General features: G+C 73.9%; 14 protein-coding genes. 11 read left to right on the top strand and 3 right to left on the bottom strand.

Going from position 1 to position 14,244, the window contains the following annotated elements:
• Positions 1 to 102 precede the first annotated feature (102 nt).
• On the bottom strand, positions 103 to 945 hold the full coding sequence (locus IEY96_RS06445; protein ID WP_189194258.1) for a YhjD/YihY/BrkB family envelope integrity protein: 843 nt from the start codon (positions 943 to 945) through the stop codon (positions 103 to 105).
• Between the two features lie 50 nt (positions 946 to 995).
• Here IEY96_RS06445 and IEY96_RS06440 point away from each other — a divergent pair, with 50 nt between their 5' ends.
• From IEY96_RS06440 to ispG, 5 genes are all read left to right on the top strand, one after another.
• Positions 996 to 1,538 carry a GNAT family N-acetyltransferase gene (locus tag IEY96_RS06440; protein ID WP_189193873.1) on the top strand — a complete coding sequence of 181 codons (543 nt, stop codon included), beginning with the start codon at positions 996 to 998 and terminating at the stop codon, positions 1,536 to 1,538.
• A 52-nt stretch (positions 1,539 to 1,590) separates the two neighbouring features.
• A complete protein-coding gene (locus IEY96_RS06435; protein WP_189193872.1) occupies positions 1,591 to 2,061 on the top strand; it encodes a YcxB family protein in 471 nt (156 codons plus the stop codon).
• Between the two features lie 306 nt (positions 2,062 to 2,367).
• The gene (gene dxr / locus IEY96_RS06430; protein ID WP_189193871.1) at positions 2,368 to 3,579 is read left to right on the top strand and encodes a 1-deoxy-D-xylulose-5-phosphate reductoisomerase; all 1,212 of its coding nucleotides are present in this window, start codon (positions 2,368 to 2,370) and stop codon (positions 3,577 to 3,579) included.
• Positions 3,579 to 4,826 (top strand): M50 family metallopeptidase, encoded by a 1,248-nt coding sequence (locus tag IEY96_RS06425; protein ID WP_189193870.1) that lies wholly within the window; start codon positions 3,579 to 3,581, stop codon positions 4,824 to 4,826. The genes dxr and IEY96_RS06425 overlap by 1 nt, the downstream gene beginning before the upstream one ends.
• Before the next feature lie 9 nt (positions 4,827 to 4,835).
• Positions 4,836 to 6,008, top strand: coding sequence for a flavodoxin-dependent (E)-4-hydroxy-3-methylbut-2-enyl-diphosphate synthase (ispG, locus tag IEY96_RS06420; protein WP_148428262.1), 1,173 nt, complete (start codon positions 4,836 to 4,838; stop codon positions 6,006 to 6,008).
• Between the two features lie 58 nt (positions 6,009 to 6,066).
• On the opposite strand, the gene IEY96_RS06415 is transcribed toward ispG, so the two are convergent.
• Positions 6,067 to 6,753, bottom strand: a complete 687-nt coding sequence (locus IEY96_RS06415) for a winged helix-turn-helix transcriptional regulator (RefSeq protein WP_189193869.1) — start codon at positions 6,751 to 6,753, stop codon at positions 6,067 to 6,069.
• Between the two features lie 127 nt (positions 6,754 to 6,880).
• Between IEY96_RS06415 and IEY96_RS06410 the strand changes: the two genes are divergently transcribed.
• Positions 6,881 to 7,702, top strand: coding sequence for a class I SAM-dependent methyltransferase (locus IEY96_RS06410; RefSeq protein ID WP_229791421.1), 822 nt, complete (start codon positions 6,881 to 6,883; stop codon positions 7,700 to 7,702).
• A gap of 63 nt (positions 7,703 to 7,765) precedes the next feature.
• Here the strand turns inward: IEY96_RS06410 and IEY96_RS06405 are convergent, their stop codons facing one another.
• A complete protein-coding gene (locus IEY96_RS06405) occupies positions 7,766 to 8,356 on the bottom strand; it encodes a PadR family transcriptional regulator (protein WP_189193867.1) in 591 nt (196 codons plus the stop codon).
• A 121-nt stretch (positions 8,357 to 8,477) separates the two neighbouring features.
• Between IEY96_RS06405 and IEY96_RS06400 the strand changes: the two genes are divergently transcribed.
• The 5 genes from IEY96_RS06400 to IEY96_RS06380 all read left to right on the top strand — a co-directional run bounded on the left by IEY96_RS06400 (position 8,478) and on the right by IEY96_RS06380 (position 14,187).
• Positions 8,478 to 9,704, top strand: coding sequence for an MFS transporter (locus tag IEY96_RS06400; protein ID WP_189193866.1), 1,227 nt, complete (start codon positions 8,478 to 8,480; stop codon positions 9,702 to 9,704).
• A 78-nt stretch (positions 9,705 to 9,782) separates the two neighbouring features.
• Positions 9,783 to 10,622: a GNAT family N-acetyltransferase gene (locus IEY96_RS06395; protein WP_189193865.1), complete on the top strand. Its 840-nt coding sequence runs from the start codon at positions 9,783 to 9,785 to the stop codon at positions 10,620 to 10,622.
• 121 nt (positions 10,623 to 10,743) lie between these two features.
• Positions 10,744 to 11,436 carry an ATP-binding cassette domain-containing protein gene (locus IEY96_RS06390; protein WP_189193864.1) on the top strand — a complete coding sequence of 231 codons (693 nt, stop codon included), beginning with the start codon at positions 10,744 to 10,746 and terminating at the stop codon, positions 11,434 to 11,436.
• Positions 11,433 to 13,583, top strand: coding sequence for a YhgE/Pip family protein (locus tag IEY96_RS06385; protein ID WP_189193863.1), 2,151 nt, complete (start codon positions 11,433 to 11,435; stop codon positions 13,581 to 13,583). Before IEY96_RS06390 ends, IEY96_RS06385 begins: the two co-directional genes overlap by 4 nt.
• 10 nt (positions 13,584 to 13,593) lie before the next feature.
• Positions 13,594 to 14,187: a TetR/AcrR family transcriptional regulator gene (locus IEY96_RS06380; RefSeq protein ID WP_189193862.1), complete on the top strand. Its 594-nt coding sequence runs from the start codon at positions 13,594 to 13,596 to the stop codon at positions 14,185 to 14,187.
• The last annotated feature ends 57 nt before the right edge of the window (positions 14,188 to 14,244 follow it).

The raw sequence follows: 14,244 nt of genomic DNA, 5'->3' as shown, positions 1-14,244 counted from the left end.
TAGTGGCGCGGGGCCCCGTCCGGGGAGGGGTCGGCCGGAGCCGAGCCGCAGCGAGGGTGGTCCGGCCCCGCCGCCGAGTCACCGGAGATCGACTCCGGGCGGTCAGACGCCGGCGGCGGCGCGGCCGGCACGCCAGCGGGAGAACACCAGGGTGGCCGAGTAACCGGCCAGCACGATCACGTGGAACAGGTAGAGCCAGAGCAGCACCGCGACCCCGCCACCGATCTCGTCGAACCCGCCGAACGGCGCCCCCAGGTCCAGCGGCAGCGAGCAGAACAGCACGAAGCCGTGCAGGAAACCGGAGAGGTTCGCCGCGGTGAACGAGCCCAGGGCCAGCGTGGCGAACCAGTCCGGGGCGGCCGGCCCGACCACCCGGAACACCCACATCAGCACCGGGGTGAGCACCAGCCAGGTGGCCAGGAAGGAGAGCACCACACCGAGCGCGCCCAGCCAGCCACCCTGCCTGACCAGATGGGTGGTGAGCGGCAGCGCCAACAGGACCGACAGCAGCAGCGCCGGGGCCGGCGCGAGCAGCGGGAGCAGCAGCAGCCGGCCCCGCCAGCCGACCAGGTTCCCGGCCTGGCCGCGCGGGACGGCGACCGAGACGAACGCCCGGCGCAGCCCCTCGCCGTAGAGCGACGCCGGCAGCAGCGAGGCCAGCGCCAGCAGCGGGGTAAGCCCCAACCCGGCCTCCACCAGCGCGGCCACCGCGCGGTCGGCGCCGATGTCGGTGGGGAGCGTGTTGATGGCGTACGCGGTGAGCCGGCGCACCCGGTCGTCCCCGGCCACCAGCCCGGTGAGCCAGATGGCCAGCAGCGCCACCGGCACCACGGCGATCGCCCCGTAGAAGGTGATCGCGGCGGCGTGCAGCGAGAGGTCCCGCCCGCGTACCGGCCGGAACGCCGCACTGGTGATCCGTCTCGCCGTCTGCCACCGCTCACCCATCGCCATCCGGTTCCCCGTACGGCGGGTCGGCACGCATTACGATCCGACGTGTGATCACCTCGACGGAGCGGCTGGTGGTCCGGGACTGGACCGAGTCGCCGGACGACCTGGCCCGGATCTACGACATCTACTCCCGTGACGAGGTGATGCGCTGGCTGGGCGGTGGCGCGGGGCGGATGACCGACCCGGCCGAGGCGCGCGAGCGGGTGCACTCCTGGCGCGAGCGCTACGCGCCGTACGCCGGCCGCTGGGGCCTCTGGGCGATCGAGCCGCGCGAGGCCGGCCGGGCGGTCGGCAGCGTCCTGCTCAAGCCGCTGCCCGGCCGGGACGGGGTCACGCCCACCGACGACATCGAGGTCGGCTGGCACCTGCACCCCGACGCGCAGGGGCACGGCTACGCCACCGAGGCGGCCCGGGCCGTGCTGGAGCGCGAGTTCGCCACCGGCACCCGGCAGGTCCACGCCGTGGTGATGGCGGGCAACGAGCCGTCGATGGCGGTGGCCCGCCGCCTCGGCATGACCCACGTCGGCACCCGCACCGACTGGTACGGCGGCACGGAACTCGAAACCTTCGTCCTGGCCCGCCCGGAGTAACCGTTCGACGGAGATCACCCGGCGGGCGCCGGCCGTATCGTCCGCTGCCGTGATGATCGAGTTCGAGGCCGTGCAGGACCGGGTCAGGTTCACCGCTGCCTACCGCCGGCACCTGCGCCACGCCTTCATCCCCTACCGCGGCACGGGACTCTCCCTGGGTGGACTGGCGGTCGTCGCCCTGCTCCCGGAGCCCCGGATCGTCGTGCCTGTCCTCGCCGGCAGCGCCGTGCTCTTCTTTTTCTTCGCCCCGGCCCTGACGCTGCACCGGGTGGTGAAGGCGGCATGGCGCCGACACTCGGCGCCGACCCGCTGGGCCCACTCCGAGGAGGGCCTGCGGTACGAGACCGAGGTGGGAAACGGCCTGGTCCGCTGGTCGGCGGTGACCCGGGTCGAGCAGTTCGGGGAGCAGTTGTTCGTGAAGCTCGACGGGGGTCAGGTGATCTTTATCCCGACGGTCGCCCTTCCGGCGGAGAAGCAGCAGGAGTTGTTCGCACTCCTCGGGGCCCGAGGCCTGCTGGCTTGACGGTTCCCCGACCTCGCTCGCGGATCTTGGACACTTACCGTTCGCTGCGAACGGAAAGTTTCCAAGATCCGCGTCGGAACCGGACAGGCTGTGCTGCTGCACCGTGCCGCCCGGCGGTCCGGGCTCTGGGTCTATCCCGAGATCAACCTGATCCGCGGGCCGGCGCCACCTTCGTGATGCGGCAGCCGTTCGAGTTCAGCGTCGACCCGGCCGACCTGCTGGACGAGGAAGCGCCCGAGGGGGAGCCGGAAGCGGGGGAGTGAGGCTCCCAGCGGGCGTTCAGGAGGGCTGGGGAAGAATGGGCGGGTGACGTCTCCCCGCGCCCTCGTTCTGCTCGGCTCGACCGGCTCGGTCGGCACCCAGGCCATCGACATCGTCCGGCGCAACCCGGACCGGTTCCGGGTGGTGGCCCTCGGGGCGGGCGGCGGCAACGTGGAACTGCTCGCCGCGCAGGCGCTGGAGCTGGGCGTGGAGGCGGTCGGGGTGGCCAGGGCGTCCGCCGCCCAGGATCTTCAGCTCGCGTTCTACGCCGAGGCGAGCCGGCGCGGCTGGGCCACCGGCGACTTCAAGCTGCCCAAGATCGTGGCCGGGCCGGACGCGATGACCGAGCTGGCCGGGTGGCCGTGCGACGTGGTGCTCAACGGGGTGGTCGGCTCGCTCGGGCTCGCGCCGACCCTCGCGGCGCTGCGCGCCGGGCGTACCCTCGCCCTGGCCAACAAGGAGTCCCTCGTGGCCGGCGGCCCGCTGGTCCGGGCCGCGGTGACGCGGCCGGGGCAGATCGTTCCGGTCGACAGCGAGCACTCGGCGCTGGCGCAGTGCCTGCGCGGAGGCACCCGGGGCGAGGTGCGCCGGCTCGTGGTGACCGCCAGCGGCGGCCCGTTCCGGGGCCGGCGGCGCGACGAGTTGACCGAGGTCACGCCGGAGCAGGCGCTGGCCCACCCGACGTGGAACATGGGGCCGGTGGTGACGATCAACTCCGCCACCATGGTCAACAAGGCGCTGGAGGTGATCGAGGCGCACGAGCTGTTCGACGTGCCCTACGCCGACATCGAGGTGATGGTCCACCCGCAGTCGGTGATCCACTCGATGGTCGAGTTCACCGACGGCTCCACCCTCGCCCAGGCCAGCCCGCCGGACATGCGGCTGCCCATCGCCCTCGGCCTCGGCTGGCCGGACCGGGTGCCCGGGGCCGCCGCCGCGGTCGACTGGACGGCAGCCCACACCTGGGAGTTCTTCCCGCTCGACGACGCCGCGTTCCCGGCCGTCGCGCTGGCCAAGGCGGCCGGCGAGGCCGGGCGCTGCCGGCCGGCGATCTACAACGCGGCGAACGAGGAGTGCGTGGCGGCCTTCGTGGCCGGCCGGCTGCCCTTCCTCGGCATCGTCGACACCCTCCAGCGCGTGCTGGAGGACGCTCCCGACTTCGACGAACCGGGTACCGTCGAGGACGTGCTCGCCGCGGAATCGTGGGCACGGGCGCACGCCCAGGAGATCATCGTCGGGTCGGTGGAAGGAGCCTGATGAGTTACCTGCTCGGGGTGGCGCTGTTTGCCCTGGCGATTCTCATCTCGGTGAGCCTGCACGAGGCGGGGCACATGCTCACCGCCAAGGCGTTCGGGATGAAGGTCACCCGCTACTTCGTCGGCTTCGGGCCGACGCTCTGGTCGTTCAAGCGGGGCGAGACCGAGTACGGCGTCAAGGGCATCCCGCTCGGCGGTTTCTGCAAGATCGTCGGGATGACCCCGCAGGACGACGACGTCGAACCCGGGGACGAGAAGCGCGTCATGTGGCGCTACCCGGTGTGGAAGCGGACGATCGTGATGTCCGCGGGCTCGATCACCCACTTCGCCCTGGCCCTGGTGACCCTCTGGATCCTCGCGGTCTCCGCCGGCCTGCCCAACCCGGAGTTCCCGAACACGGAGGACGGCTTCAAGGCCGAGCCGGCCGTGATCGCCCTGGCCCCGTGCGTGGTCGTGGAGAACGCCGCCCGGGCCTGCCAGGCCGGCGACCCGGCCAGCCCGGCCGCGAAGGCCCAGCTCCAGGACGGCGACCGGATCACCTCGGTGAACGGCCGGCCGGTCTCCACCTGGGGCGACATGCTGGACGTGGTCCGCGGCACCAAGCCCGGCGCGGCCACCGTCGAGTACGTCCGCGACGGCAAGCCGGGCACCGCCACCGTCGACCTGGCCGCCGTGCAGCGCCCGCCGCTGGGCGACCCCAAGGGCGCCACGTCGGCGGTCTCCGCGCTCGGCGTCGCGCTCCAGCCGACCACCCCCACCCGGGTCGAGTACGGTCCGGTCGCGGCGTTGGGCGCCACCGCCGACTTCACCGGGAACATGGCGGTGCAGACCCTGCACGCCATGCAGCGGATCCCGCAGAAGGTCCCCGCCCTCTGGAACGCCGTCACCGGCGGAGAGCGGGACGTCGACACCCCGATCAGCGTGGTCGGCGCCAGCCGGCTCGGCGGCGAGGCCGTGGAGAACAACGCCTGGCTGGTGTTCTTCATGCTTTTCGTCTCGCTGAACTTCTTCATCGGCGTGTTCAACCTGCTGCCGCTGCTCCCGCTGGACGGCGGCCACATCGCCATCGCCTGGTTCGAGCGGGCCCGCTCCTGGCTCTACGCCCGCATCGGCCGGGCCGACCCCGGCCGCGTCGACTACCTGAAGCTCATGCCCCTCACGTACGCGGTGATCCTCATCGGTGGCGCCTTCACGCTGCTGACCGTCACCGCGGACGTCGTCAACCCGATCACGCTCTTCTCAAGGTGAGTGCCTGAAGTGACCGCTGTCAGTCTCGGTATGCCCCCCGTACCGCCGCCGCCGCTCGCCCCGCGCCGGGCCAGCCGCCAGATCATGGTCGGTTCGGTGCCGGTCGGTGGGGGCGCGCCGGTCTCGGTGCAGTCCATGACCACCACCCTGACCGCCGATGTGAACGCCACCCTCCAGCAGATCGCCGAGCTGACCGCCTCCGGCTGTCAGATCGTCCGGGTGGCCGTGCCCTCCCAGGACGACGTCGAGGCGCTGCCCGCGATCGCCAAGAAGTCGCAGATCCCGGTGATCGCCGACATCCACTTTCAGCCGAAGTACGTCTTCGCGGCGATCGACGCCGGCTGCGCCGCGGTCCGGGTGAACCCGGGGAACATCCGGCAGTTCGACGACAAGGTCAAGGAGATCGCGAAGGCGGCCGGCGACGCGGGCGTGCCGATCCGGATCGGCGTGAACGCCGGCTCGCTCGACAAGCGCCTGCTGGCCAAGTACGGCAAGGCCACCGCCGAGGCGCTGGTCGAGTCGGCGCTCTGGGAGTGCTCGCTCTTCGAGGAGCACGGCTTCCGGGACATCAAGATCTCGGTCAAGCACAACGACCCGGTCGTGATGATCCGGGCCTACCGGCAGCTCGCCGAGAAGTGCGACTACCCGCTGCACCTGGGCGTGACCGAGGCCGGCCCGGCCTTCCAGGGCACCATCAAGTCCGCGGTGGCGTTCGGCGCGCTGCTGGCCGAGGGGATCGGCGACACGATCCGGGTCTCGCTCTCCGCCCCGCCGGTCGAGGAGATCAAGGTCGGCGCCGCGATCCTGGAGTCGCTGGGCCTGCGCGAGCGGGGCCTGGAGATCGTCTCCTGCCCGTCGTGCGGCCGCGCCCAGGTCGACGTCTACAAGCTGGCCGAGGAGGTCACCGCCGGCCTGGAAGGGCTGCCGGTGCCGCTGCGCGTGGCCGTCATGGGCTGCGTGGTGAACGGCCCGGGCGAGGCCCGCGAGGCCGACCTCGGCGTCGCCTCCGGCAACGGCAAGGGCCAGATCTTCGTCAAGGGCCAGGTCGTCAAGACCGTGCCCGAGGGCCAGATCGTGGAGACGCTGATCGAGGAGGCGCTCCGGATCGCCGACGAGATGGGCGCCGAGATCCCCGAGGAGCTGCGCGGCCTGGTGCCGGGCGCCACGGTCACCGTGCACTGACCACCGGTTCACCGACGACGTGCGGCCGTCCCCACCGGGGGCGGCCGCACGTGTCGTCTCAGGCCCGCGTCACGGGCCGGGGCACGGCCGCGAACTCGGAGAGCGTGAACCAGCGGGGCAGGGACCGCCGCAGCGCCTCCGGCCCGGCCACCGCCACCGCCCCGCTGCGCAGCGCCGCCGGCCAGTCCAGGTCGCCCAGCCACACCTGGACCAGGGCGCGCAGGTCCGCGGTCACCCTCACGGACACCTCGTGCCCGGGGTCCACGTCGCAGACGTCGGCCTCCCCGGTGGCGATGACCAGCCACCAGTCGCGCAGCTCCGCCGGCACGTCCCGGAAGCGGAAGTTCACGACGGTACGCCCCGCCGGCACCGCCCCGTGGTCGACGTGCCGGTGCATGTCCCACAGCAGGAGCTTCGGGTCCAGGTCGGCGTCGCCCAGCTCGCCGATCCAGCGCACCCCCCAGGCGCCGAGCGCCTCCAGCACCGGCCGCAGCTCGCGTCCGGCCTGCGTCGGGACGTACCGCACGTCGGCGCCGTCGACGTGCCGCTCCACCACGCCGGCGCGGACGAGCTGGTGCAGCCGCCGGGACAGCAGGGTGGGCGACATCCGGGGCAGGCCCCGGCGCAGCTCGTTGAAGCGCTCGGAGCCGCTCACCAGTTCCCGCACGACGAGCAGCGTCCAGCGCTCGTCGAGCAGCTCCATGGCCTTCGCCACGGGGCAGAACTGGTGGTAGGAGGCCCCCATGGCGGGGACGCTACGCCGGGGCCGACGGCGGGGCCAGGAACCTGTCGGGACCGGTACACATCTCGTACTGGGTGGCCGCTCCTCCGCTGCCTACCGTCCCCCTCAGGACGAGACGGAGGAGCTCATGATGATCGACGAAGTGGAGCAGGACCGGGCCGTGAAGGCCGGCCACCGGCGGATGTGGGCGCTCGGCAACTACGCCACGGTGGCCGCGGAGGTCATCCCGGAGCTGGGGGCCACCCTGGTCCGGGCGGCCGGCGTGGGGCCCGGTGACCGGGTTCTGGACGTGGCCGCGGGCACCGGCAACGCGGCCGTTCCGGCGGCGCTGGCCGGGGCCGACGTGGTGGCCAGCGACCTGACCCCGGAGCTGCTGGAGATCGGGCGGGACCTCGCGGCGCGGCGCGGGGTGACGCTGGACTGGCAGCAGGCCGACGCCGAGGCGCTGCCGTACGCCGACGGGGAGTTCGACCGGGTGCTGTCCTGCGTGGGGGTGATGTTCGCGCCCCGGCACCGGGCCGCCGCCGACGAACTGGTCCGGGTCACCCGGCCGGGCGGCACGATCGGCCTGGTCAACTGGACCCCGGAGGGTTTCATCGGGCAGTTGTTCGCCACCATGAAGCCGTACGCGCCCGCACCGCCGACCGGCGCGCAGCCGCCGCCGCTGTGGGGGGACGAGGAGCACGTCCGCGCCCTGCTCGGTGACCGGGTCACCGATCTCGTGCTGCGCCGCGAGGTGGTCACCGTGGACCGGTTCGCCGCCCCGGAGGAGTTCCGCGACTACTTCAAGGCCCACTACGGGCCGACGATCGCGGTCTACCGGGCGAACGCCGAGAGACCCGAGCGGGTCGCGGCCCTCGACGCGGACCTCGCCGACCTGGCCCGGCGGCACACCGAGGCCGGGGTGATGCGTTGGGAGTACCTGCTGGTCACCGCCCGTCGGCGCGGCTGACGGCGGCGCCGGCCGGGGTGGCGGTCCCGTGACCACCCCGGCCGGCGGACGCCAGGCGGCGACTCACTCGGACTCGGCGAGGATGGCGTACAGCTTGCGCCGGGTCTCGTCGAGCACCTGGGCGGCGCGCGCCCGCTGGTCGTCGGTGCCGGTCATCATCACCTGCCGCAGCGCGTTCATGGCCTGCGCGCCGGCGTCGCGGATGTCGTGCCAGCTGTTCACGGTCTGCTCGGCGAACTCGCCCCAGGGCGGGGTCTGCGCCGCCTCGGCGGCCTCGGTCTGCCCCTGCTCGGTGAGCGCGAACCGCTTGCGCCCGCCGTCGGAGTCCGGGGCGGCGGCGATGACGCCCTCGTCCTCCAGCAGTTGCAGGGTCGGGTAGATCGAGCCGGGGCTGGGCCGCCAGGCCCCGCCGGTCCGGGAGTCGATCTCCTGGATCATCTCGTAGCCGTGCATCGGCCGCTCGGTGAGCAGGGCCAGCACGGCGCCGCGCACGTTCGGCCGGCGGCCGCGCCCGCGGCCCCGCCCGCCCCGGCCGTGGCCGTGACCGAACGGTCCGGGCGGGAACGGCGGCGGGCCCGGGGGTACGGGCGGGAAGCCGAAGCCGCGCATCCGCATCTCGTCGTGCACGGCGTGCATCCGTCGATGGAAACTCATCGGGTAACTCCTTCTGCCGGGCTATCACTGATGCATCGACGATATATCGGCAACGCATCGTCGACAAGTCACGGTGTGGGCGGGACCACAAACCGTACGTACGTCTTGCTAGTGTGTCGGCGTGCGCCTGCTTCCGGAACCGGGGCCGTCCCGGACCCTCGCCCTCTCCACCCTCATCAACACCGTGGGACGGGGCACCTGGCTCACCGCCAGCGCGCTCTTCCTCACCCGCTCGGTCGGGCTCACCGTCACCCAGGTCGGCCTCGCGCTCACCATCACGGCGCTGGTGAGCCTGGTGACCAGCACGCCCATGGGCTACCTGGCCGACCGGCTCGGGCCGCGCGGCCTCCAGCTCGCCGCGCTGGTCGCCTCCGCCGGGTTCACCGCCGCCCTCGTGGCGGTCCGCTCCTTCGCCGGGTTCCTGGCGGTCGGGGTGCTGATGGCGGTCGCCGACTCGGCGACCCGGGGCGCCCGGGGCGCGCTGATCGCCGGCGCGGTGCCGCCGGACCAGCGGGTACGCACCCGCGCCTACCTGCGGGCGGTCACCAACGTCGGCATCTCGGTCGGCACGGTGCTGGCCGGCTTCGGCCTGGCCGCCGACACCCGCACGGCGTACGTGTCGCTGATCCTGCTCGACTGCGCAACCTACCTGCTGGCCGCGGCGGTGCTGCTCCGGCTGCCGCCCGTGCCGCCGGTGCCGGCGCCCACCCACGGGCCGCGGCTCATCGCCCTGCGGGACCGCCCGTTCCTCGCCTTCACCGTGCTCGACGGGCTCATGTCGATGCACTTCAGCCTCATCAACATCGCTCTGCCGCTGTGGATCGCCGGGCACACCACCGCCCCGCGCTGGCTGATCTCCGCCTGCCTGCTGGTCAACACCGTGGTGGTGGTCCTCTTCCAGGTGCGCGCCTCGCGGGGCACCGAGGACCTCGCCGGGGCCGGTCGGGCGGCCCGCCGGGCCGGCGCGGTGATCGCGGTCGCCTGCGCGCTCTTCGCGGCCGGCGGGGGCGTGCCCGTGGCCGTGGCGGTGCCGCTGCTGCTCGCCGGCGCGCTCGTGCACGTGGTGGGGGAGTTGTGGCACGCGGCGGCCGGCTGGGGCATCTCGTTCGGGCTCGCCCCCGCCCACGCGCAGGGCCAGTACCAGGGCGCGTACGGCATGGGCATGCAGCTCGGCTCCATGGTCGCCCCGGTGGTGGTGACCACCCTGGCGGTCGGCTGGGGCGTGCCGGGCTGGCTGCTGCTCGGTGGGCTGTTCCTGGTGCTCGGGGCGCTGGTGCCGCCGGTGGTGCGCTGGGCCGCCCGGACCCGGCCCGCCCTGCCGGACCCGGCACCGGTTCCGGTGGGCTGAGCCGCCACTCACCACCGATCGTCCGACGTCCTCAGGTCGGCCCGCGCGGGCCCGGGTGCATCTGGCAGGCTGGTATCCGTGCTCACGGTGCCGGTACGCCAACTCGGGGAGTCGGAGCGCCGCGCGGTCGAACGGCTGCTCGACCTCGACCCCTACGCCGGCGCGCAGGTCGCCGAGCGGGTGGCGGCGCGCGGGCTGGCCTGGTGGCGGGCCGAGGGGCGCATCCTCGGCTACGGTCCGCGCCGCAACCTGGAGTCGATCTGCTGGCTCGGCGGCAACCTGACCCCGGTGCTCGCCTCGGAGTCGGCGGTGGCCGCCTTCGCCGACCAGTTGAGCGCCGAGGAACGGCTCTGTTCCTCGATCGTGGGCCGCGCCGACGCGGTGCTCGGGCTCTGGGACCGCCTCTCCGCCTACTGGGGGCCGGCCCGGGACGTACGCCCGAACCAGCCGCTGCTGGCCACGGACGCGCTGCCCGCCGTGGCGCCCGACCCCGAGGTGCGCCGGGTGCGCGGCGGTGAGGTCGACCGGCTCTTCCCGGCGGCCGTGGCGATGTACACCGAGGAGGTCGGGGTGTCGCCGCTGGCCGAGGACGGCGGGCGCGGCTACCGGCGGCGGGTGGGCGACCTGGTCCGCGCGGGCCGGGCCTACGCCCGGTTCGTGGACGGCAAGGTGGTCTTCAAGGCCGAGTTGGCCGTGGTGACCCGGCGCACCGCCCAGGTGCAGGGCGTCTGGGTCGCGCCGGAGTGGCGGGGCCGGGGCATCGCGACCGCGGCCATGGCGGCGGTGGTGCGGGACGCGCTGGAGCGGGTGGCGCCCACGGTGAGTCTCTACGTCAACGACTTCAACCTGCCCGCCCGCCGGGTCTACGAGCGCTGCGGCTTCCGCCCGGTCGGCACGCTCGCCACCGTGCTCTTCTGACGACGATCCCCGGCGCATGGCCGGGATCACGTCGCCTCACCTTGCGCCGAACCGGACACCCGCCGCTATGCTGGGCATGTTTTTGTACTGACCAGTCAGTTTAGAAGTCGGGAACGGTGCGATGAAGATCGTCGAGGCCAGCGGACTCGGGCTGCGGACCCGCCGCGGCTGGGTGTACCGGGACGTCGACCTCACCGCCGAGGCCGGCGAGCTGCACGCCGTCACCGGCCCGCCCGGCAGCGGGCGTACCTCGCTGCTGCTCGCCCTGGCCGGGCGCTTCCCGCACACGCACGGCGAGCTGCGCCGCCGGGGGCCGGCCGCGCTCGGGCAGGTCGCCGGGGTGCACGAGCCCGACCCCACGCTGACCGTCGCCGAGCACATCCAGGAGCGGCTGCTGCTGCTCGGGCCGGTGCCGCGCCGCCGCCGGCAGCTCGTCCCGGTCGCGGCCGGGCGGGCCCGGCGGGCCTACCGCCGCGACGCCTTCGCCGCCGCGATCGCCGGGGCCGGCTTCACCGACGCTCCGCTCGACCCCGACCGGTACGGCCGCGACCTCACCCCCGTCGAGCGGCAGGTGCTCGGGCTGGTGCTGGCCAGCCTCAGCGGCCCGAACCTGATCGTCGCCGACGACGTGGACGCCGGCGCCGACGCCCCGGAGCGGGCCTGGATCTGGGCCGCCCTGTCCCGCCTCGCCGACCAGGGGTACGCCGTGGTCGCCAGCGCCCGCGCCGTCGAGCCGGGCGTGGCCGCGATCACGCACCGGATCGGCGACCCGACCCTGCCCACCCCCGCCCTGGCCTCCGAGGTGACCGCATGAGTGTCGTTCGACTCGCGCTGTTCGAGCTGCGCCGCATGACCCGGGGCCGGCTGCCGCGCGCCGCGCTCGCCGTCCTCACCGTCATCCCGCTGCTCTACGGCGCCCTCTACCTCTACGCCTTCTGGGACCCGTACGGGAACCTCGACCGGATCCCGGTCGCCCTGGTCAACGCCGACCGGCCCGCGAAGGCCAGCGACGGCAGCGAGGTGCACGCCGGCCGGGACCTCACCGACGAGCTGCTCGACCGGAAGGTCTTCGGCTGGACGGTGACCGACCAGGACGACGCCACCGAAGGGCTCCGGGACGGCCGCTACCACCTGGTCTTCTCCATCCCGGCGGACTTCTCCGCCACCCTGGCGGCCAGCCCCGAGCCGGACCGGCCGGCCCGCCGGGGCGAGCTGAAGGTGGTCAACGACGACGCCACCAACTACCTGTCCGGGCTGCTCGCCCGCTCCGCCTTCAGCGAGATCCGGGCCGCCGCCGCGGAGAGCACGGCCGCGTCGTACTTCGACAAGATGCTCATCGGCTTCACCGACGCCAAGGCCGAGACGGGCCGCGCCGCCGACGGCGCCGGGAAGATCCACGACGGGCTCGGCACCTCCCAGCAGGGCGCCGGCCAGCTCGCCGACGGGCTGGGCACCGCCGAGGACGGCGCCGGGCAGCTCGCTGGCGGCCTGAACACCTCGGTGCAGGGCGCGACGAAGCTCGCCGCCGGCCTGGACCAGCTCTACACCGGGGCGGCGCAGATCGCCGACGGCGCCAACCGGGCGGCCACCGAGACCCGCGCCGCCGCGAAGCAGGTCGACGCCGCCGCGGACAAATACGAGCCGCTGCTCCGCAGGAACGCCGGCGACATCCAGCGGGCCGCCACGCTGGTCGCCGAGGGCGCGCAGGCGCTCGCCGACGGCCTCGACGCGCTGCCGGCCAGGGCCGACGAGGTGGTCGGCCAGGCCGAGAAGGTGCGCGACCGGCTCGACGCGCTGGTGAAGGAGCACCCGGAACTGGCCGACGACCCGAACCTGGTCGCCGCCCGCAAGGCCGCCGACCAGGCGGTAACCGCCGCCCGGGCCATGGTCACCGCGCTGGACAGGACCGACCTCGCCGCGCTCAAGAAGCAGATGACCGAGGTCGCGCGGACCGCCCGCGACGTGGCCGCCGCCGCGCCGCACCTCGCCGACGACGTCGCCTCGGCCCGGGCCAAGGTCGACCAGCTCGCCAGCGGGCTCACCACCCTGGCCCAGGGCAGCGCGAAGCTGCGCGACGGGATCGGTGACGCCGCGGACGGCGCCGACCAGCTCCGGGGCGGCCTCTACCGGCTCGCCACCGGCGCCCGGCAGCTCGACGGCGGCCTGGCCCAGCTCAGCAGCGGCAGCAACCGCCTCGCTGACGGGCTGACCAAGCTGGAGGGCGGCGCCGGCGACCTCGCCGACGGGCTCGCCGCCGGGGAGAAGAAGCTGCCCGGGTACGACGACGCGGACAGCCGTGCCGACGTCCTCGGTGACCCGGTGGGCCTGATCCGCCACTCCGACCACCCGGCCGGCTCGTACGGGGTGGGCTTCGCCCCGTACTTCCTGGCCCTGGCGCTCTGGGTCGGCGCGATGATCACCTACATGCTGCTGCGGCCGGTGAACCGGCGGCACGTGATGTCCGACGCGCCCGGCTGGCGGGTCGTGCTCGCCGGCTGGCTGCCCGCCGCAGCGATCGGGCTGGCCCAGGTCGCGGTGCTCTACACCGTGGTCACCCTGGCCCTCGGCCTCGACCCGCGGCACGGGCCGGCCACCTTCGGGCTGCTCGCGCTCACCTCGCTGGCGTTCACCGCGATCATGCAGCTGCTCGGCGTGGCGCTCGGCCCCGCCGGCCGGCTCGCCGCGCTGGCCCTGCTGATGCTCCAGCTCACCTCCTCCGGCGGCACCTACCCCGTGCAGACCTCACCCGGCTTCTTCCAGGCCATCCACCCCTGGCTGCCGATGACGTACGTGGTGGGCGGCCTGCGGCACACCATCAACGGCGGGCCGGCCGGGCCGGTGGTCACCGGGGCGCTGGTGCTGCTCGCCTTCGGGACGGGCGCCATGGCGCTCACCGTCGGCGCGGCGCGCCGCTCCCGCCGGCTCACCCCGGCCAAGCTGCACCCCGAACTGACCATGTGAGGATGGGCGGGTGACGGACGGACGGACCCGCCGGCGGGAGGACACCCGGCAGCGCCTCTTCGTGGCGGCGGTGGAGCTCATCGCCGAGCAGGGCTTCTCGGCCACCACGGTGGACGACATCGCGGCCCGGGCCGGGGTGGCGAAGGGGACCGTCTACTACAACTTCGAGTCCAAGACGGTCCTCTTCGAGGAGCTGCTGCGGCACGGGATCGGCCTGCTCACCGCCGACTTCCGGGCCGCCGTCGCCGGGCTGCCGCCGCGCGAGGCGCTCGCCTCGCTGGTCCGCGCCGAGCTGGAGTACATCCGCCGCTACCGGGCCTTTGCCCAGCTCCTGCTCTCGGAGATGTGGCGGACCAACCGGGAGTGGCAGCAGACCCTCCGGCTGCTGCGCGGCGAGGCCATCGAGGTGATCGCGGAGACCGTACGCGCCGGGGTGGCCAGCGGCGACCTTCCCGCCGACCTGGACGTGCGCACGGCCAGTTCGGCGCTGTTCGGCGTCGGGCTCGTGGTGGCCGTGGACTGGCTGGTCTTCCAGCCCGACCGGCCCATCGAGGACGTGCAGGAGGCGCTGCTCGGCATCGTCCGCCGGGTCGCCCAGACGTGACGCCGCGGCGGTAAATCGTTTGAGTGCCGGGGCCGGCCGGGTGAGGCTGGGGGCACC

It is taken from the genome of Micromonospora fulviviridis (genome assembly GCF_014648395.1).
GTDB lineage: Bacteria > Actinomycetota > Actinomycetes > Mycobacteriales > Micromonosporaceae > Micromonospora > Micromonospora fulviviridis.
The sequence above is the reverse complement of the archived record's forward strand: the minus strand, read 5'-3'. Positions and strand labels throughout refer to the sequence as shown.

Coding starts and splice junctions, on each gene's coding strand:
- IEY96_RS06445 (WP_189194258.1), bottom strand. CDS start 945: ATGGGTGAGCGGTGGCAGACGGCGAGACGGATCACCAGTGCGGCGTTC.
- IEY96_RS06435 (WP_189193872.1), top strand. CDS start 1,591: ATGATCGAGTTCGAGGCCGTGCAGGACCGGGTCAGGTTCACCGCTGCC.
- IEY96_RS06425 (WP_189193870.1), top strand. CDS start 3,579: ATGAGTTACCTGCTCGGGGTGGCGCTGTTTGCCCTGGCGATTCTCATC.
- IEY96_RS06415 (WP_189193869.1), bottom strand. CDS start 6,753: ATGGGGGCCTCCTACCACCAGTTCTGCCCCGTGGCGAAGGCCATGGAG.
- IEY96_RS06410 (WP_229791421.1), top strand. CDS start 6,881: ATGATCGACGAAGTGGAGCAGGACCGGGCCGTGAAGGCCGGCCACCGG.
- IEY96_RS06405 (WP_189193867.1), bottom strand. CDS start 8,356: ATGAGTTTCCATCGACGGATGCACGCCGTGCACGACGAGATGCGGATG.
- IEY96_RS06390 (WP_189193864.1), top strand. CDS start 10,744: ATGAAGATCGTCGAGGCCAGCGGACTCGGGCTGCGGACCCGCCGCGGC.
- IEY96_RS06385 (WP_189193863.1), top strand. CDS start 11,433: ATGAGTGTCGTTCGACTCGCGCTGTTCGAGCTGCGCCGCATGACCCGG.